Consider the following 19,900-nt stretch of genomic DNA (forward strand, 5'->3'; position numbering starts at 1 on the left):
ATGGGGTGCCGAAGGTGGATCGCCGTGCGCGAGAGGGGTGGGGCTGGCCGGTGAGTGACCGCCAGCCCCCGTCAGTTTCCCGACGACCCCAACTGCCGGGCCTGCGCGATCGCCGCCTCAACGGCCTGCCGGGCCCCGCCGGTGCGCTGAACGACCAGTACCAGGACCTGCTTGATGGCCTCCAACGCCTGCAACAGCGGCCCGGGCTGCCCACCCTGCAGGACCACGGCGACGAGCTGCTGCGCCTCCCCGACTCCGGTGATGGCCGCGGCCGCCGCGTCACGGGCGCCGTCCACGGCGCTCTGCACAGGCGCCAGCCCGGCGATCGTCTCCTGCGGGGTGGCCTCGTTCGGCACCGCCGCGGTCGCCTTCGTCGCCTCACCGATCGAACCGGCAAGACTTCCCAGGCCGCCCTGGATGCCCGTGATCCCGTTGCGTACCCGGGCCACGCCCGCCGCCACGGCGACGAAGCCCGCGCCCGCGGCACGCAACGCGACCTCCTGCGCCTGACTGTCAGCAGCGGCTGCCAACCCCTGTGCACGTTCGACCCCGGCCATCAACGCGCGAAGTTCACCGGCGATCTTCTCGATCTGCGACACGAGGCCGGCATCCCCAATCGATGACAGTAGAAGTGCTTGACAGCTGAACCTACCGGGCTACTCGCGAGGCCACCAGGCACCGGCGAGGCGGGCAGCGCCGCAGACAGACTCGCTACCTCCCGGTCATCTCTGCACCTGCGAACACATGCCGCGTGTCGTTGTGGCTGGTCAGGGTCCATCGCTGTCAGGTGTCGAGGCCTGCGAGGTTTAGGCGTTCGAGCAGGCTGGGCTTGCGGGCGTGCACCGCCCGTAGCTCGGCCAGCCGGCGTCGGAACGATGAGATGTCCCCGTCGCGTTCGCTGAGATCGCGCAGGTCAACGAGGAGTTGAACGGCGCTGTCGTACTCGCGGGGTTTCTTCGTGGCGATGAGTTCGTCGACCCGCTGCCAGGCGGCGGGGTGGTCGACTGCGAGAGTGTCGAGGTGCCGTTGCCGGGCGGCTGCGGCAGACCGTTCCCGGCGAACCCGCTCGCGGTCGCGCTGCTCGGCCTCTCGTCGTTCCCGTTCGGCGCGCAGGTCCGCGGCGGTGGCGAACAGTTCCCCGGCGGTGCGGGCGACTGCCGGGGTGGGCATATCAGTGGGGTGTGCTTCGCGGTAGCGGCGCAGCAGCCGGCTACGCAGGTGGCTGTCGCTGCCGGTGATCAGGTCGGTCAGGATGGCGTCCTTGTCCCGAGCGGGCAGCCCGACGATCCAGGTGCGTAGGTGCGCGGAGGTCGGTTCGCCGACGGCGGCTGGCGCCGACCCGGCCGCCGCAGCCGCGATCAGATCAGAGTCGATGCGGAGGAACTCGGCGACGGCGGTGAGGGGCGCGTCGAGGGTGCCGAGTCCGGCGGGGACGGGCGGTTCGGGCTCGTCGTCGGCGATCTCCTCGGACTGTACGCAGCGCAGCCAGGCCAGGTAGAGCAGGCGCAGATCGCCGGCGGCGAGGCCGGCCCGGACCGGGATCATCGAGGCGAGCAGACCGTGGCCGTCGAGGTCCCACTCGTCGGTGCCGTCCTCATCCTCGTCGTGGAGGTCGATGATGACGTGCTTGCCGGCGGTCCAGGCGGACGCGCTGTAACCCTGGCAGTACTGAGCCACCGTGGCGGGGTCGAGCACGTGGTTCGGTAGCCGCAGCATGAGCCGACGGGTGCCCCAGTTCGCCAGGTACAGGTGCGCGTCGAAGTATCGTTCCATCAGCGTGCGCGGGTCGCCCTTGAAGTTGCCCCACTCGTAGGTGTTCACGAAGCTCGTGGCGGTGATGTCGGCCCGGGTCGACAACGACCGCAGCTCGGCCCGCTCCCGGCCGGTGAGGGGCCGGTCGACGGCGACGAATTCGTAGTACTGGTACTCGCTCACCGTGGCCTACCTTCCGGCCCAGTGCCGGTAGGCGTCGATCCACGCGGCGCCGTCCGGCGCGGGGTCGGGTAGCGGCAGGTCGAGGAGGTCGATCCTCTGCCGGGTCGGCCTCGGGCGCAGACCGCGACGATGGTGTCGGCGGTCGAGTCGATCTTGCGCACGGTGACCTCGATGCCGAGGACGGTGGTGGTGAACGGCACCGCCAGATGCTCCTCGATCACGGTGAACAGGCCGGTGAGCTGCTCGTCGTCGCCGTACGCGTCGACGGTGGCTTCCTCGATCATCGCCTCCAGCGCGGCGGTCCTCTTCGATGCCATCGGCGGAGGATAGCGGACCGATGTCAGGGTGTTCGGAGCCCGATGCGCGAGGATGGTCGGCATGGGTTCGGTGGCCGAGTTCGTCGATCTTCGGCGGGAGGTGGAGCGGTTACGGGCGGAGAACGCCCGGCTGGCGCGTCTGCTGGAGCTGCGCGGTCAGGACACGACTGCGGCGCCGGAGCAGTTGTCCGCGCCGGTTGAGCCGCCGGGGCTGGTCACCATGGCTTCGCCGGCACAGGACAAGCTGACGTTGTTCGCCGACCGGTTCCGGGCCCGGGCCGACGTGTACGCCGTGCGGTGGGACAACGCCCGTACCGGCGCTGCCGGGTGGATGCCCGCGGTCGCCGGAGGTTGGCGTAAGGGTATGGACTGGCGCGGTGCCACCTACCTGCCCTGCACGACGGAGGTCGTCGCGGCGCATCTCGTCGGCGACGTGTTCATGGGGCTGTACCCGCTGATGCCTGGCAACACCTGCCACTTCGTCGTGGCCGACTTCGACGGGCCGACGGCGATGCTCGACGCCCTCGCCTACGTGAAGGCGGCACGGGCCAGCGCGGTGCCCGCCGCGTAAGCATTGAGGGGATTCCAGGCCCTGCCAGAAGATAGATGAGTGGAAATGCTTGACTCAGCGCCCCGTGTTGCCGGTTAATCACATCTACATGTCGGCCGTGTTCACCCGCCCGGGTGGTCGACGACGTAGGCGGTTCGTCGAATCGATTCGACTACAGCTGGTACATACGCCTTGACTCGACGTCACGAGGCTGTCGGGTGAGTCACAGGAGGTTTCCGTACGTCAGCGACGCGTTCGTCCGTACCTCGGTGGCCAGTGCCAGAGGTGGTCGACAAGTCCGACCGCCGGTGGTCGCCTGGCGATCGTTGTGAGGCCTACTCGGGCGCGGGAGTTCCCGCGCCCGAGTAGACCACGATCCTTCAGCCTCGGTGTCGAGAGGAACTTCTGATGACAGACCTGCCCGTGAGCCGTCGGCGCCTGCTCGCCACCGCCGCGCTGACCGCCGGCTCGACGGCCCTGATCCCGGCCGTGGGCGCCGGACGGGCCGCCGCCGCGCCTCAGGCCGCGCTGCCCGAGCGCGGGATCTACGACGCGACGGCGGCGACAACCTGGACGGACGGGTTCCTCACCGGCAACGGCGAGTACGGCGCCGTCCTGTACGGAACGCCGACCCTCGAGAAGGTGATCTTCAATCACCACCGCCTCGTGATGCCCAACGGCAGCCGGGGCGTGACCCCGCCAGTAATCTCCGGACGGCTGGCCGGCGTACGGGACAAGGCGCTGGCCGGGAACTACGCCGGAGCCAACACGGACTTCGCGGCCGGTTGGAGTCTGCGCTGGACCCAGACCTACCACCCCGGCTTCGAGTTGCAGATCAGCACGCCAGGCATGACCACCGCCAACGGGTACGCCCGCAGCACCGACTTCCGGACCGGGGAGGTCACCTCCACCTGGACCGACAGCAACGGCACCTGGACTCGCCGCGCCTTCGCCTCCCGAGCCGACAACGTCGTCGTACACGAACTGACCCCGGCATCCGGCCGATCGATCGACGCGACGTTGAGCGTCAACACTTCCCTCGCGGGGGTCCCCGGCTCGGTCCGTTTCACCACCCTGGCCAGCGTCGTTGACGGCTCCGGCTACCTGAACCTGCGCGGCACCTACCCGTCCGGGCAGGGCGCGTTCGGCTTCGAGGGCGTCACCCGGGTCGTCGCCACCGGTGGCACGGTAGCCGCGAACGGGTCGAGCATCGTCGTCACCGCGGCGACCAGGCTGCTCCTGCTGACCAAACTCGACAGGTACGAGTCGTCGACGGCCTGGGACAGCAAGCCGTTGCACGCGGCGCTGGCCGCGGTTCGCGCCGACTATGCCGAGCTGCGGACCCGGCACGTCGCCCTGCACTCGGCGATGTACGAGCGCTCCCGCCTGGACCTGAACGTCTCCGCCGCCGACCGGCAGCTGTCGACCACCCAGCTGATCGCCCGGCAGAACGCCAACCGCAACACCATCGATCTGGCCCTGCTGGAACGGCTCTACGACAGCGGCCGTTACCTGTTCATCAGCTCCAGCGGCGTACTGCCGCCACGGTTGACCGGAATCTGGGCCGGCACCTGGAACGGCGCCTGGGCCGACGACTTCACCACCGATGCCAACATCAACCTGCAGGTCGCCGGCGGCAACATTCTCGACCTCACCGATGCCATGCAGGGCTACTTCAACCTGATCCTCGGCCAGCTCGCGCACTGGCGCACCAACGCTCGCAACCTGTACGGCGCCCGCGGCTTCCTGGCCCCGTCACGTACCGACGGCGAGTACGGGTACATGCTGCACTTCGACCCCGGCTTCCCCGGCCAGTGCTGGACCGGTGGCGCGGACTGGTTGCTCTATCCGCTGCTGGAGTATTACCAGGTCACCGGGGACCGGGCGTTCCTGACTGAGAAGCTGGGGCCGGCGCTGATGGAGCTGGCGCTGTTCTACGAGGACTTCCTGACCCGCACCGATTCCGCCGGCCGTGTGGTGTTCGTGCCGTCGTTCTCGATGGAGAACTCGCCGGCCAGCACGAACGTCCTGCTGGCGATCAACGCCACCGGCGACATCCAGGCCGGCAGACACGCCCTGCGGGCGGCCGTCGAGGCGGCCAACGCGCTCGGTGTCGAACAGGGCGCCGGTCAGGGTGTCGCCCGCTGGACGGCCCTGCTGGCGAAGCTCCCGCCCTACACGGTCAACGGCAGCGGCGCCCTCGCCGAATGGTCCTGGCCGGGCCTCACGGATCGCTACAACCATCGGCACGTCCATCACCTGTACGGCGCGTGGCCCCTGCACGAGATCAATCCGGAGGAGGCGCCCGGTCTGGTCACCGCCGCGCTCAGGGCCCTGGCGCTGCGCGGTGACGAGAACACCTCCGCGCACGGCAGTCTGCATCGAGCCCTCGCCTCCGCTCGCCTCAAGGACGGTGCCGGCGTCTACAGCAACCTCCGGAAGATCCTCGGCAACAACATGCTCTTCCGGTCGCTGATGACAGCACACAATCCGAATCTGGAGACCTACAACGCCGATGCGGCCAACACGCTGCCGGCCGTGCTCAGCGAAGCGCTCGTCTACACCAGGCCCGGCATCATCGAGCTGCTGCCCGCAGTGCCCGGCCAGCTCACCAGGGGCACCATCACCGGGGTCCGCGGGCGCAACCAGGTCCGCATCCACAGCCTCTCCTGGGATCTTTCTGGTCGCTCGGTGACCGTGGCACTCACCTCGACGATCACCCAGGCGATCACCCTCATCAACCGGCGCGGAATGGCATCCATCACCACGTCCGCGACGGTCGCCCCCTCGCCGCTCGGCCCGAATGCCCGGGTGATCTCGTTGACGGCCGGGCAACAGGTACAGGTCGTCGTAGGCCTGCCGGCCGCCGCCGGCGGCGTCGTTCGACTTGTCAACCGGCGCAGCGCAAAGGTGTTGGACGTCAACGGCGGCTCCACCACGGACGGGGCAACTGTCATCCAGTGGCCGTGGACTGGTGCGACCAACCAGCAGTGGCGCCTGCTGCCCAACAGCGATGGCTCATTCCGGCTGTCCGGTGTCAAGAGCGGGAAGGTCCTGGACAGTCCAGGTGGCTCGGGCCAGGGCGCGGCACTCGTTCAATGGACCGACAACGGCGGACGTAACCAGTGGTGGAATCTCGTCCCCGCGACGACCAGCGGATACCACCGGCTCGTCAACGTGAGCAATGGCTGGTGTGTCGGGGTCGAAGGCGGCTCCACCGCAGACGGCGCCAGGGTGGTCCAGCAACCGGTCAGCGGCGAGATCAGCCAGGAATGGCAGATCCTTGATGCCTGAGGCGGAAGGTCAGAGGCACTGGTCGCAGCGGCTCCGGCGATGGGCCGCCAGGACCTGTGCCACGCCAAGCGCCGCCACGCCGGGCGGGCCTCGGCCACCGGCGTGCGTGGTGCCGGGTACGGCGGCGGGTCGGCTGTGAGGACCGGCCCGGCCCGGAGGGTACGTCTGACCTTTAGGGAAGCACCCGTCAGTCGATCGCCTCGGGCGCGCCGACTCCGCAGGGCGATGGCGCGAACGGTGTGGGCTGGGTGGACGGTCGGGACGACAGCATCGCGTGTGGTCCCGTGGTCACACATTGACCGTCTCCGATTTGTTTAGTTAACATGTGACGTCTGACGAATGTTGGACGCCGCGACACCCTCGAAGAACTCAGGCGACGTCCTCATCGACGTTCCGCTTCTCCTGCCCTGCGATCGGCACAACCGGGGCGGCTGGGGCCGCCGCTGCGCCGCTCGACTGGATGAAGGAGACAACATGTCTGAAGTGACACGACGGAAACTTCTCGGCGCCGGGGCGGCTGGGGCTGGTGCCATGCTGCTGCCGGGGGGTTGGACCGCAGCCGCTCGGGCCGGGTCGACCGCACCCCCAAACGTGCTGGCAGCCAACGACATGGCGTTGTGGTACGACGAGGCGGCGGGTACGGATTGGTTACGGGCTCTGCCGATTGGTAACGGCCGGCTGGGCGCGATGGTGTTCGGGAACGTCGACACCGAGCGGCTGCAGCTCAACGAGGACACCGTGTGGGCCGGTGGCCCGTACGACTCGGCCAACACCCGTGGTGCGGCCAACCTGGCGGAGATTCGGCGGCGGGTCTTCGCCGATCAGTGGACGCAGGCGCAGGATCTGATCAACCAGACCATGCTGGGCAGTCCGGTCGGGCAGTTGGCCTACCAGCCGGTCGGCGACCTGCGGCTGGCTTTGGGCAGTGCCAGCGGGGCGGCGCAGTACCAGCGGGTCCTCGATCTGACCACGGCCACCGTTACCACCAGCTATGTACTCAACGGGGTGCGGTTTCAGCGTGAGGTGTTCGCCAGCGCGCCGGACCAGGTGATCGTGATGCGGTTGACCGCTGACCGGGCAAACGCGATCACGTTCACCGCCACGTTCGGCAGCCCGCAACGGACGACCGTGTCCAGCCCGGACGCCGCCACGATCGGCCTCGACGGTGTTTCCGGCAACATGGAGGGCATCACCGGGCAGGTCCGGTTCCTTGCTCTGGCCAATGCCTCCGTGAGCGGCGGTACGGTCAGCAGTTCCAGTGGCACGCTGCGGGTCTCCGGCGCGACAAGCGTCACCCTGTTGGTGTCGATCGGTTCCAGTTACGTCAACTACCGGACCGTCAACGGCGACTACCAGGGCATCGCGCGGCGGCACCTCGACGCGGCCCGCACCATCGGCTTCGACCAGTTGCGCAGTCGCCATGTGGCCGACTATCAGGCGCTGTTCAACCGGGTGTCGATCGATCTGGGACGCACGACGGCGGCCGACCAGACCACCGACGTGCGGATCGCGCAGCACGCGAGCGTCAACGATCCGCAGTTCTCCGCGCTGCTGTTCCAGTACGGTCGCTACCTGCTGATCTCCTCCTCGCGGCCGGGCAGCCAGCCGGCGAACCTGCAGGGGATCTGGAATGACCAGATGGCCCCGTCCTGGGACTCGAAGTACACCATCAACGCGAACCTGCCGATGAACTACTGGCCGGCCGACACCACCAACCTGGCCGAGTGTTACCTGCCGGTCTTCGACATGATCAAAGATCTGACGGTGACCGGCGCCCGCACCGCTCAGGTGCAGTACGGCGCGGGGGGTTGGGTCACCCACCACAACACCGACGCGTGGCGCGGCTCGTCGGTGGTCGACGAAGCCCTGTGGGGAATGTGGCAGACCGGCGGCGCCTGGCTGGCCACCATGATCTGGGACCACTACCAGTTCACCGGAGACGTCGAGTTCCTGCGCGCCAACTACCCGGCCATGAAGGGCGCTGCCCAGTTCTTCCTCGACACGCTGGTCAGCCACCCGACGCTCGGCTACCTCGTCACCAACCCGTCGAACTCGCCCGAGCTGCGTCATCACACGAACGCCAGCGTGTGCGCGGGGCCGACGATGGACAACCAGATCCTGCGTGACCTGTTCAACGGCGTCGCACGGGCCGCCGAAGTCCTCAACGTGGATGCCAGCTACCGCGCCCAGATACTGACCGCCCGGGACCGGCTGCCGCCGACGCGGGTCGGGTCCCGCGGCAACGTCCAGGAGTGGCTCGCCGACTGGGTGGAGACCGAGCGGACCCACCGGCACGTCTCCCACCTGTACGGACTGCACCCCAGCAACCAGATCACCAAACGTGGCACTCCACAACTGCACCAGGCCGCACGACAGACCCTGGAACTGCGCGGCGACGACGGCACCGGCTGGTCACTCGCCTGGAAAATCAACTACTGGGCTCGGCTGGAAGACGCCACCCGCGCCCACAAGCTCCTCCGCGACCTGGTACGCACCGACCGGCTCGCACCGAACATGTTCGACCTGCACCCGCCCTTCCAGATCGACGGCAACTTCGGCGCCACCTCCGGCATCGCCGAAATGCTGCTCCACAGCCACACCGGCGAACTGCACCTGCTGCCGGCACTACCATCCGCCTGGCCAACCGGGCAGGTCACCGGGCTCCGGGGCCGCGGCGGATACACCGTCAGCGCCACCTGGAGCAGCAGCCGAATCGAGCTCGTCGTCACTCCCGACCGCGCCGGACCCATCCGCGTTCGCAACCGGATCTTCGCCGGCACCTTCGAACTACGCGACGAGACGAGTGGCAGCGTCGTCCAGCCGACACGGATCGAGGCCGATCTCGTGGAGTTCACCGGCCAGGCCGGCCACACCTACCGCGCGTCCGGGGTCAACTCGGGGCCGGTCGAGGCCGGTGCGTACTACCGACTCGTGGCCCAGCACAGCGGCAAGGCCGCCGACATCAACGGTGCGTCCACCGCCGCCGGCGGCTTGCTGATCCAGTGGCAGAGCAGCAGCGGACAGAACCAGCAGTTCGAGTTTCTGCCGGCGGATGCGGGCCACTTCCGGATCAGGGCGCGGCACAGCGGCCTGTTCCTGCAGGCGGCCAGCAACAGCACTGGCGCCGACATCACCCAGCAACCCGACACACCCAGCGCCGCCAGCCAACAATGGCGGGTCGACGACCAGGGCGCCGGGGTGGTCAGGCTCATCAACCGGCAGAGTGGTCTGGCAATGGACGTCTGGCAGGCCTCGACCGCCGACGGTGCCCGCATCTCCCAGTGGACACCCGGCACCGGTGCCAACCAGCGATTCAAACTCCAACGAATCTAGGGCCTTCGGGGCTAGGTCGGGAAGCCTTGTCCCTTCTGCTGGCCTGATGCGCGCAGTAACGTAAGCCGCATAGGTGCGCCTCCTCATGAGGACAACAGGTTGGCGGTGCCATGGATGTGATCAGCACCGATCATCTGCCGCCGGGAGAGAGGTTCGACTTCTGGCGCGACGTGAACGCGAAGGTCTTCGTCCCCTACGACCTGCGCTGCGATCCCCAATTGGAGCGCGGCTTTCGAGGTCGCGTCGATGTCACTGGGTTCGGCGGCGTGCAGGCCATCCTGATCACCAGCATGCCGCACTCGGTGCATCGCACGCCGAAGCTCATTCGCCAGGCGGATCCGGAAGTGTTCAAGCTGGGCTGCATGGTGCGAGGTGCCGGCATGATCGTGCAGGATCGCCGGCACGCGCATTTCGGCGTCGGGGAACTGATGCTGTTCGACACCTCGCGGCCCTATGTGGCTGAGTTGCACCCGCACGTCCCGGTGAGCCAGCTGCTGCTGTTGCGTTTCCCGCGTACTCTGCTGCCGCTGCCAGCCCGGGACGTGCGAAAACTGGGTGCGCTGCGCCTGCCGGCCGCCGGCGGCGTCGCCGCGTTGTCCTCGCAGTTCCTCCTTCAGCTCGCCCGGAGGATGGGCGAACTGAGCCCGGTCGACACGACCCGACTGTCCACCTTGGCGCTCGACGTGTTGACCGTGGCGCTCGCCGACGCGCTGGAGACACAGGCCGTGGTGCCGCGGCAAAGCAGACGGCGGGCACTGGTGGCCCAGATCCACGCGTACGTCCGGGAGCATTTGGGCGACGCGAACCTCACCCCGGAGTCGATCGCGGCGACGCACCACATCTCCGTGCGCTACCTGCACAAGCTCTTTGAGGAGGAGGAGCACACCGTCGCCGGCTGGGTCCGCCAGCGCCGTCTGGAGCAGTGCCGACGCGACCTCGCCGAGCCCGAATTGTCCGGTCGCTCGATCCAGGCGATCGCGGGCCAATGGGGTTTTCGCAACCCGACGCACTTCAGCCAGGCGTTCCGCAGCGCCTACGGGCTCTCCCCGCTCCAGTTCCGTCGGCAGACTGCGGCAGTGCACGCAGACCGAACAGGTGTGCACGGAATCGCATGGACGAGTCCGGATACGCCCTGAATTCTCTTAGGTGGGAGCACCAACCACGCCGTGCGGCGGCGTCGCCGACACCCGCACAGGCGCTAAGAGGAATGGGGAAACGCATGCATGCACCACGAGGAGAGCTGCCCGGCGAGCGTCCTCGCGAATTCGGCCGACCGCGCAGTCGGGCGTTAACCGTCGTCGCGGCATTCATCGTTCTGCTCACGGCCTCCTCGGTGGCCGCTCCGGCAGCGCAGGCAGCGGGAAAACCGGGCCAGGAGCGGGTGAGCACGCCCGTCGCCGCGCCAATGGCCTGGGTGCCATGGGTGGAGCCATGGTTTCCCGACAACAGGGAACTCCGGTACGGGAATCAGCGCCTGGCCGACCGGAACCGCCTCATCAACGACTGTCCGAGCAAATTCCTCTGCCTCGCCGCGGGTGAGGGCAACGGCCTGCACACTGTCTACTATCTCTACGCCTGCTCGGAACGTTCGTTGTCCAACTTCATCGGCGACGGTGCCGTCGCCAACAGCCAGACCGGCAATCCGGCTCCACGCGCAATCTTGAAACGACAGGACAAGTCGACCGAGAGGACCATCGCGCCGAGCGCCGATCCCGTTCGCGTTGACTGGGACCCCGTCTACTACATCGATCCGTGTTGACGGGTTGACGTCGCAACGGCCGGGTGGGAGGGCCCACCCGGCCGTCAACCGCCGTAACTGCTGTGCCCGGGGTCACTGGGCAGCGTCGTGTTGAGGCAGAAGTGCGCCCGGTCCGGGTTCGCGGCAGGAGGCGCCGGGATCGGCTGCTCCACCGACGGGAACGGGGACATGTCCCAGGGGTTCCCGGACTGGCCGGTCAATTCGTTGCACTGGCCGAACGGGCTGGGTGACCAGGGGTTGCCCGGCAGGTCGGGAAGCTTGCTGAACATCTGGAAGTCACCCCGGATGAGCGGGAGGCTGCTGGCGGTGGCCTGGCCGTCGTGGTTGATGGCGGAGCCGTTGCGGTACAGGTACTGGTCCGGCATCCAACTCGACCGCAGCAGGGGCAGGTCGCCGACCCGCTGCATCGTCCCGTTCGCGCACGCCTTGAAGTGCAGCTCCTGCCAGATCGGGGGCGCGTGGACGAAGCTGCTCGCGTCGGCGCCCGGTGCGAGACCCGCATCGAAGAAGAGCCGCCGGATGTCGTCGGCGAGGTCCCGGACCGACTGCGCGGCGACCGGGTGGGCGTTGATCTGGCCCACCCAGTCGGCCATCGCCGTCGGAGGCCCGGACGTGCCGAGCATCGGCCGGTAGCCGATCGACCCGCCGCCGGTGGTGAGTGCGACGACGCAGGTTGCCTGCGCGTCCGAGCGCGCGCCGGTGGCGTCGACCAGAGCGGGCGCTCGGCCGGCGAAGGCGTAGGCCCGGCCGGGCAACTCCCCGTCGACGGCCGGATTCGCCGTCGTCAGCCCTCCGTCGTGGGCGTTGAGGTCCGGCAACGTGTACTCAAGATTCGGTGGCTGGATCCCGAAGCTGTGCCGCATCGACTCGAACAGGTCGCGGACGAACCGCGGCAGGTGGGTGTTGCCGGTGCGATGCTCGTACGTCGCGGACTCGCTGCCCGGGATCACGAAGCCGTCGGGACCGACGACGAACGAGACAGTCGCCTTCACCCGGTTCTTGATCCGGTCGTCGTCGTCGAAGTGGGCAGGTCGTTGGCTGCTCGTCGGCCGGTCGGTGTAGGGCTGGGCGATTCCGAGCCAGAGGCCGACGCTGTTGCCGGGCGGGTGGTTCACCGGGTCGGTCCCGGCCGCCAGCGCCTCGTCCCGCCACCTCTGGGCGAACTGGCGCAGTTGCGTGGTCACGCACTGTCCGGTCGGCGGCGCCGAGCAGATCGGCAGGGCCAGGAGGTCGCCGCTGCGATGCAGCGCCCAGTCGTAGAGCGCCTGTTGGCCCGCCATCGGACCGGAGATCCAGGAGGCCGGGGCGGACACGTCGACGTTCTGGTTCTCGTCGAAGACGGCGACCGCCTCGACGGACTCCTCGCGGTAGGTGCCGCTGACCGGCACGAAGGCCACCGCGTCGAAGGCGATGTTGTCGCTGCCGTCACCGTCCGGGGTGACCGAGCTCAGGGTCACCTCGGGTACGCCGTTGAACAGATAGGTGCCGAGCGGAACCCAACGGTTGGCGCTGCCCTGCTGCTTGAGCGTGCGGGTGCGGTTCCCCTGCGCGGTCCGGACGGTGTACCGCGCCTGGGCGGTGTGCGCGCCGTGGTCCGGCAACGCGACCATGATCCGCATCGGCCCGTTGTGCGAGGTGCTGAGCCGCCACTTCGCCGTGACCGCGAGCTTGCCGTCCTCGTCGTCGGCGGTCCTGGTGTGGGTGAACCAGAAGTGCCCGCCGAATCCGCCGCCGAGCTGATGGGTGTCTATCTTGCCGGGATACTGGCCGGTGGCGTCCGCCGGAAAGGTGAGGCTGAACGTGCCCGCGTTGTTCCACGGACGCCCGCAGTTGGGCCGGACCGCGGGTGTCCCGTCCGGCACGTCGTCGACGATCCGCGCATTCGCCGGCAGTCCGTCCAGGGTGCACCTCGGCGGGTAGGCCGTGCCATCCTCCTGATACGCGTACCCGGGGTCGAAGCGCAGCAGTTCGTTGCCGCAACTGTACGAGCAGTCCCACTTCCAGGTGCTGGACTGGTGGTACCAGCAGCGCAGGTCGATCCGGCCGGCGCTGTCCCGGTGGGCGCACGGTCCCGCTGGCTCACCGATGACGTCCGGGGCGTCGGGCGGGTACGCCTGCCCGGGTTCGCACTGGTTGGAGGCGTTACAGAACTGGTTCACCGGCGGCTTCACCGCGCTGCGGTTCTGCGGGGCGGTCGTCGCGGTGCCGTTCCACCAGGCGGGGCGGAATCCGGAGACCAGGGTGTTCGGCGCGTCCAGGACCTCTACCGGGTGGCCGGCCCAGCCCATGATCTTCTCCGGGTACGGCCAGTGCTGAGGATGCGCGGCGTCGGCGTAGGACACGTCCAGGAACGCGGTGCGGTTCGCGGGGTAGCGCGGGTTGGCCGGGTTGTTCGCCCAGCCGAGCCCCCAGGGCGACCCGTCGCCCTTGTCCGGGTAGAAGCCTGAGTTGTACGCCCACACGGCGTAGAACCAGTTTTCGAGCTTGGCCGGGTCGCCGTTGTTGAGTGTCATTCCCGCGGACCTGACCTGGTTCCACTTCTGCTGGAGGATTTGCAGCCCGGCCGCGATGTTGGCGGCGAAGTCGAGCGCCACAGCCCGCTGCTTCTGATACGGCAGCGCGGTCTCCCCCGGTCGTTCCCGCCCGGCCAGGCGCATGCCGTCGGTCACCTGCGTCACGCCGTAGCCGCAGTCGGCCTCGGACCAGTTGATCGTCCAGTCGTCGGACTCGTCGCTGTTGTAGATGTCGACGCCGAAGTAGTTCCCGATGAGCGGATTCGCCGTCACGCCCGGTACGACGAAGCGCGGCGCCTGCCACAGGTTGGACTCCTGCGCCGCCACCCCGAGCATCACCTGGGCGGGTACGTAACCACCCCCGACCAGTGGCACCGGCGGAAAGAGCCCCTGCGGGGTGTACGCCGGCATGCCGAGGTTCTTCCAGTTGGCTGGTCGCTGCACCGTCAACGCGTGCCGGACGGCCTGGTCGACGGCCCACTCCACCTGCCGGGGCCTCGGTTGCACGGCCTGGTTCGCGGGGTCGTTGCGGGGAACCGCGCACACCCGTTCGGCGAGAGCGCCCGGATCGTTCGGGTCGCCCGACAACCGCCGGGTCGCCGGTGACGCCGAGGTCCGTACCGCTGGGCTGAGCTGCCGGCCGCCGTCGGCTGTCCGTCCGGCTGCCGGCTCCTGGGCCGAGACGAGGAAGCTCGCGGCGCGGCCGGTGGTCAGCGACGTGGCCGCGATCGTCAACGGTTGCCGCCCCGGTGCGTGGCCCGGTCGGGTCGAATCCATCTCGGGGGTCAGCTTGACCTGCCCGGCCGACCCGGCCTCGGCGCTCGCGGTGCCGGCCGGCAGCACCGAGGTGATCGCGAGTTCGCCGGAGAGTGAGAGCTGGGCGCCGGCCGGCACGTCCACCAGGGACACGCCGGGTACACCGGTGTCGGCCCGCAGCCCCCGGTCGAGCTTGCCGACGCCGGCGACGAACACCCGCCCGCCGCGGCCACTTGTCACGTTCAGGTCGGTGAGCCGGCCGGTCGCCAGCGTCGCGGCGACCGCCCGCCCGGTGGTCACCCCACGGGTCGGAGCCCGCCGCACCAGGACCCGGTCCGTACCGGCGCGCTCCATGAACACCACACCGCCGTCCGCGTCTGCGGCGAGGCGGAACGGAACACCGGTGGCGGCGGTCAGCACCCGGCGACGTCCCGCGCCGTCCACCCGGACCACCGCCCCCGCGTCGGCGGCGACGATCCCGCCCGCTGTCGGTACCGGCGACGTCAGCTCGCCGGGGACCTCGACGGGGGTGCCGAGCGCGGAGGTGACAGTGTCGACCTCGATCAGCCGGGTCCGGTCCAGTTCGTCGCCGCCGGCCTGGGTGAGGACGGCCTTCTCCCCTGCGCCGCAGCCAGGATTGAAGTAGGCGAGGCTGGAGGTGACAGGGAGTTTTCGCACCGCCCCGGTGTGAAGGTCGACCACGGCGGTGAACCCGCCCCGGCCGAACAGGTCCGCCCGGTTGGTGAAGGTTCGCGGCGCGTAGACCACCACCGCGCTCCGGCCGGAGCCGGTCACACAGACGTTGCCGATCCACCGGTCCGTGTCCAGTCCCGGTTCGGAGAGGGTGGCCAGCGTCGACCAGCCGTACCCTTGGGCGGCGTCGGCGACGAGGAGGTGGAACCCGTCCGCGTCGCCGGAGCCGACCAGGGCGCGGTCGGTGGAGCCGCGCCATCCGGCGCCCAGCACCGCGGCCCGGTCCCGCTCGGGGACGTGCGGCGTGGAGGCCGGCCGCCCGGCTGGCGCGGGTACGGCACCGGGCCGCGCCTGGGCCGGGGTGGCCGACGGGCCGAGCAGTGCGGCGACGGCCAGGGCTGTGAGCGCCCGCGCCTGGCGACTACGACGGATGTGCACGCCAACCCCTCCCTACACGCGATCCGGAATCAGCAGCAGATCCAGTTGCTCTTGGCCAGCCTGTCGTCCGGGGTGATGACGAACATGTCCAACCGGTTCCCGTCGCTGCGCCAGGACGCGGCGGGCGCCTTGCCCCACTCCATCTGACCGCCCAGGTTGAACCAGCCACTCCAGCCGCCGCCCGCCGTCCAGAACTTCTGGTACAGGTAACCGTCGGTGCCGCGGGCGAAGACGTCGAGCCGGCTGCCGTTCGGCACCCAGGTGGCGGTCGGCGGAGAGGTGATGTTTCCGCCGAGGGAGACCCGCGGCTGCCAACCGCCGTTCTCGAGGTGGTACACCTGCCACACCGCGTTGTCGCCACCCTGGTAGAACACGTCGATCCGGTTGCCGTTGGCGTGCGCGGCGACGCTCGGTTCACTGTTGAGGTTGGCGTCGACCTTGACCCAGTTCTCCCAGCCGGCGGCGGTGTACTTCGTGTAGTGCAGCTTGTAGTCGGGGCCCCGTCCGAAGACGTGCAACTGGCTGCCGTTGCGAGTCCAGGTGGCGGCCGGGCCGCTGGTGAGAACCTCGTGGTAACCGGATGGCTTGGGGGCACCGTGGTCGTAGAAGCCGAACCAGTCGGGGTTCTGCCAACCCCACTGGAGCAGCCGGGAGTCGGTGCTCTGGCCGAAGATGTCGAGCCGGTCCTGGTTCGCGAAGGTGGCGCTCGGCCCACTCGTGCCGAGGTAGCCGTACGACGGAGTCATGATCCCGTACCACCCGTGCCAGGTGTCTCCGATGAGGACAGCCTGGAAGGTGTAGGCCTGAGCGGTGTTCGGGATGTCGCAGAAGAGGTGCACGAACACGTCCAGCCGGTTGTTCTCCGGCATGCGGGCCACCGACACGCTCTGGTACTTGCATCGACTGTCATTGAACGGCTTGTTGAAGTAGCTCCAGTTCGAGAAACCACCGGCCGCCGTCATGCGCCCCGTCCCGGCCGCCGCGCCGGAAACCACAAGCGGGGTCGACGGAGTGCCAGTCATCGGCAACGTGGCGTCCGGCCCGCTCACCGTCACGGGACCTGCCGCATTGGCAGCCGGAACAACGCCCATCCCGGCCAGCAGACCGCACAACGCGATCGTGCCGACAGCCCTACCGACCCAACTCACTGGTAACCGAAACACCGCATCCCCCACCCTGCGCCGCGTCGATGCCGGCGGAAGCGACCGGCCCGAGGTGATGATTGACCGCCGCTGTGGAAAGTGGGTGGAAGCCCTTCGGCGAGGGCCGAGGTTCAGCTCACCGGCGGTACGTCCAGCCGGGCCCGCAGCTCGTCGGCCTCGGGATGACCGAGTTCGTCGAGGATTCGCCACGCCTGCGACCAGGACCGGATGGCCGCCGCCCGGTCCCCGACACCGGCCTGGACGTCGCCCAGATCGCGACAGGTCTCGGCCATGCCGTAGCGGTCACCGAGGTCCTCGTAGAGCGCCAGGGCCCGCTGGTAGCAGGTGATCGCCCGCCGACGCTGACCCAGCCGGTGCTGGATGTAGCCGAGGCTGTCCCAGGTTGCGGCCTCGGCGTGGCGCTCACCGACCTCCCGCAGCGCGGCGAGAGCCCGTCGGCAGTACGTCAGGGCCGACGGGAACTCACCCCGCTGGGCGAGCAGCCACCCGATGTTGTTCAACGCCATCCCCTGCCCGGCCTGGTGACCCACGTCGCGGTACAGGTCGAGTGCCCGGCGGACGTGGCCCAGCGCCTCCTCCGCGCGGCCTTCCCGCTGGAACAGCCCGCCCAGGCCCCGGTGCGTGTGCGCCTCGTGCACACGGTTCCCGACCGCGGCGAATCCGGTGAGCGCGGACCGGTAGTGGTCGTGGGCGTCGTCATGGCGGCCGAGTCGCTGGCAGGCGCGGGCGAGGTGGTAGTGAACTCCGGCCTCAGCCGCCGGATCGGCCGCGCGCCGCGCCGCCGTCAACGCGAGCTGTTGGGTGGTGGCCCAGTCGGACCAGTGGCCCTGATCCTCCAGATAGGTCGACAGGGCCAGGGCGAGCTGCCACGCATGGGTGTCGAGACCGGCCCGGACCGGCCAGTCGCACGCGTGGACGAGCGTCGCGTGCTCGGCCGTGAGCCAGGCCAGGGCCTGCTGGTTGTCGCCGAGCGGCTCCGCGGTCACCCCGGCGGCCGGCGGGCCCGGGGGCGGCGCGATCGGATCCTGGGCCGGCACCAGGAGCCGGTCGGCGGCGACGGCGCTGTGCAGGTAGTGGTCGAGCACCCGGCGCAGCGCCGCGTGCCGGTGTGCGGCGAGGTCGGCCGCGACCAGCTCGGCGGCGTAACCGCGCAGCAGGTCATGCACCAGGTACCGGCCTTCCCCGGACACGGTGACCAGGTGCGCCTGAACCAGGACGGCCAGGTGTTCCGTGGCCACCTCCGGCGGCAGGCCTGCCAGGCTCGCCGCGGCGCAGGCGGTCACACCCGCGCTGGGATGCAGCCCGAGCAACCGGAACAACCGCGCGGGTCCGGCATCCAACGTGCGGTAGGACCAGGAGAACACCGACCGTGCGTCGGCAGCGGCGTCGGTGCTGGCAAATTCGGTGAGGCCACCCCGTGCCGCCCGCAACCGGCGGGCGAGCGTACCCAGCGCGACGTCGGGGTCGGCGGCGACGCGGCCGGCCACGATGGCCAGCGCCAACGGTAGCCCGCCGCACGAGGCGACGATCTCGTCGGTAGCCTCCGGTTCGGCGTCGAGTGCCGCCGCGCCGAGGCGGCGGCGGATCAGCTCCCGGGAGCCGGCGGCCGACAGCACGCCCAGGGCGATCGGCCGGGCGCAGTCGACGGTGACCAGGCTGGCCAACTGGTCGCGGCTGGTCACCACCACCGCGCAGCCGGCCGCGCCGGGCAGCAACGGCCGGACGTGATCCGCGTTCCGGGCGTTGTCCAGCACGACCACCATGCGCCGGTCGGCCAACAGCCGGCGGTACAGTCCGGCTCGCGCCTCGGTGGTCGCGGGCAGCCGGTGTACGGGCACACCCAGCGCGTCCAGGAAGCAACGCAACGCCTCGGCGGTGGTCGTGACGGGCCCGTTCGGGTCGAAGCCACGCAGGTCGACGTAGAGGTTTCCGTCTGGGAACCGGTCCGCGAGGGCGTGTCCCAACCGGACGGCGAAGGTCGTCTTGCCCACCCCGGCCGGCCCGGTCACCACGACCGTGGCGGGGTTCTCGCCCGCACGGATCGCCTGCTCCGCGTGCGCCAACTCGGCGGCCCGGGCGGCAAACCGCGGCGGATCGGGTGGCAGCAGGCAGACGACCCGCGCGGCGCGGGCCGGACCGGCGTCGGTGCCAGGTCGCCCGTTGGCTGTCAGCGGTGCCTCGCCGTCAAGAATCGAGCGCAGCAGCTGCTGTATCGCCGGCGCGTCCAGGCCACGGCCCCGCAGCAGCGTCAACCCGGTGCGGCAGACCCGCACGGCCTCATCCGTACGCCTCAGGCCGTGCAGCACCGAGGCGAGCAGCCGCCGGGCGCCCTCGTCGTACGGCTCCTCCTCAACCAGCCGGGTCAGGTCTCCGACGGCCTCGGTGTACCGGCCCAGCGCGACCAGGGCCTCGGCATGGCCATTGCGGGCCGAGCGGCGCAGTGCCTCCAGCCGGGCCACCTCGGGCAACGCGAACGGCCGGTCCGCCACCTCCGGATACGCCGGTCCGCGCCACAGTGCCAGGGCCGCGCCGATCAGCCCGGCCGCCCGTTCGGCCTGCTCCAGGCCACCGTCCACGAGCAGTCGACGGCCCTGCGCACAGGCCTCCTCGAAGCGGTGCACGTCGACCTGTTCGGCCGCCAGGTCGAGTCGGTAGGCCAGACCTCGACCGCTGCCGACCGTGACGAGGACACCTCCCCCGCTCGGCGGCCGCTGTGGCGTCAGCGCCCGCCGCAGGTGCGACACGTGGCTGCGGAGCGTAACTGGCGCACTGTCCGATGGCGACGAGTCCCACAGCAGGTCGATGAGGCGCTGCGCCGGGACGGGCTTGCCCGCCTCGAGCAACAGCACCGACAGCAGCGCCGCCAGCCGGGGCCCGATCCGCACCGTCGCCTGGCCGACCTGGATCCGTAGTGGCCCCAGCACCGCGATGTACAACTCGCTCAACTGCGCCTCCCCTGTGCGTACGCGGCGTCGACGGCAGGTGCGGTTCCTGGCTCTCTTTCGGCCGGGCGCTGGACTCCTTCCGTCCGGTTGGCGGGCGGGCGGCCGTCGGTTCCGCGGATAGGGTGCGTCAAGCGGCCTGCGTCGGCAAGGCATTCGAGTTGTGCCGAACAGTCCCGAACACTGCGACGGCGTTGAGCATGGGCG

Annotated in this window: 10 protein-coding genes and 1 pseudogene; 5 read left to right on the forward strand and 6 right to left on the reverse strand. The window is 69.7% G+C overall.

What is annotated here, in order from left to right; all coding sequences use genetic code 11:
- Positions 1 to 71: 71 nt before the first annotated feature.
- The 3 genes and pseudogenes from ACGFIQ_RS06200 to ACGFIQ_RS06210 all read right to left on the reverse strand — a co-directional run bounded on the left by ACGFIQ_RS06200 (position 72) and on the right by ACGFIQ_RS06210 (position 2,252).
- Positions 72 to 599 carry a DUF6244 family protein gene (locus ACGFIQ_RS06200; RefSeq protein ID WP_393239848.1) on the reverse strand — a complete coding sequence of 176 codons (528 nt, stop codon included), beginning with the start codon at positions 597 to 599 and terminating at the stop codon, positions 72 to 74.
- Between the two features lie 184 nt (positions 600 to 783).
- Positions 784 to 1,935 carry a hypothetical protein gene (locus ACGFIQ_RS06205; RefSeq protein ID WP_393239851.1) on the reverse strand — a complete coding sequence of 384 codons (1,152 nt, stop codon included), beginning with the start codon at positions 1,933 to 1,935 and terminating at the stop codon, positions 784 to 786.
- A 6-nt stretch (positions 1,936 to 1,941) separates the two neighbouring features.
- Positions 1,942 to 2,252, reverse strand: a pseudogene (locus ACGFIQ_RS06210) (hypothetical protein).
- A 61-nt stretch (positions 2,253 to 2,313) separates the two neighbouring features.
- Here ACGFIQ_RS06210 and ACGFIQ_RS06215 point away from each other — a divergent pair.
- From ACGFIQ_RS06215 to ACGFIQ_RS06235, 5 genes are all read left to right on the forward strand, one after another.
- Positions 2,314 to 2,823, forward strand: coding sequence for a hypothetical protein (locus tag ACGFIQ_RS06215; protein WP_393239854.1), 510 nt, complete (start codon positions 2,314 to 2,316; stop codon positions 2,821 to 2,823).
- Between the two features lie 387 nt (positions 2,824 to 3,210).
- Positions 3,211 to 6,096: an RICIN domain-containing protein gene (locus ACGFIQ_RS06220; RefSeq protein WP_393239857.1), complete on the forward strand. Its 2,886-nt coding sequence runs from the start codon at positions 3,211 to 3,213 to the stop codon at positions 6,094 to 6,096.
- Positions 6,097 to 6,570: 474 nt separating this feature from the next.
- A complete protein-coding gene (locus ACGFIQ_RS06225; protein WP_393239860.1) occupies positions 6,571 to 9,429 on the forward strand; it encodes a glycoside hydrolase N-terminal domain-containing protein in 2,859 nt (952 codons plus the stop codon).
- A gap of 110 nt (positions 9,430 to 9,539) precedes the next feature.
- Positions 9,540 to 10,565 (forward strand): helix-turn-helix domain-containing protein, encoded by a 1,026-nt coding sequence (locus tag ACGFIQ_RS06230; RefSeq protein WP_393239863.1) that lies wholly within the window; start codon positions 9,540 to 9,542, stop codon positions 10,563 to 10,565.
- An 83-nt stretch (positions 10,566 to 10,648) separates the two neighbouring features.
- Complete coding sequence (locus ACGFIQ_RS06235) at positions 10,649 to 11,188, forward strand: hypothetical protein (protein WP_393239866.1); 540 nt, start codon at positions 10,649 to 10,651, stop codon at positions 11,186 to 11,188.
- A gap of 44 nt (positions 11,189 to 11,232) precedes the next feature.
- On the opposite strand, the gene ACGFIQ_RS06240 is transcribed toward ACGFIQ_RS06235, so the two are convergent.
- The 3 genes from ACGFIQ_RS06240 to ACGFIQ_RS06250 form a co-directional block, all read right to left on the reverse strand.
- On the reverse strand, positions 11,233 to 15,588 hold the full coding sequence (locus tag ACGFIQ_RS06240; protein WP_393239869.1) for a hypothetical protein: 4,356 nt from the start codon (positions 15,586 to 15,588) through the stop codon (positions 11,233 to 11,235).
- A gap of 29 nt (positions 15,589 to 15,617) precedes the next feature.
- Entirely contained in the window at positions 15,618 to 16,550 is a 933-nt protein-coding gene (locus tag ACGFIQ_RS06245) for a hypothetical protein (RefSeq protein ID WP_393239872.1), read from the reverse strand.
- 311 nt (positions 16,551 to 16,861) lie between these two features.
- Positions 16,862 to 19,696: a tetratricopeptide repeat protein gene (locus ACGFIQ_RS06250; RefSeq protein ID WP_393239875.1), complete on the reverse strand. Its 2,835-nt coding sequence runs from the start codon at positions 19,694 to 19,696 to the stop codon at positions 16,862 to 16,864.
- Positions 19,697 to 19,900 lie beyond the last annotated feature (204 nt).

The organism is Micromonospora sp. NPDC048898, assembly GCF_043198035.1.
Classification (GTDB): domain Bacteria; phylum Actinomycetota; class Actinomycetes; order Mycobacteriales; family Micromonosporaceae; genus Micromonospora.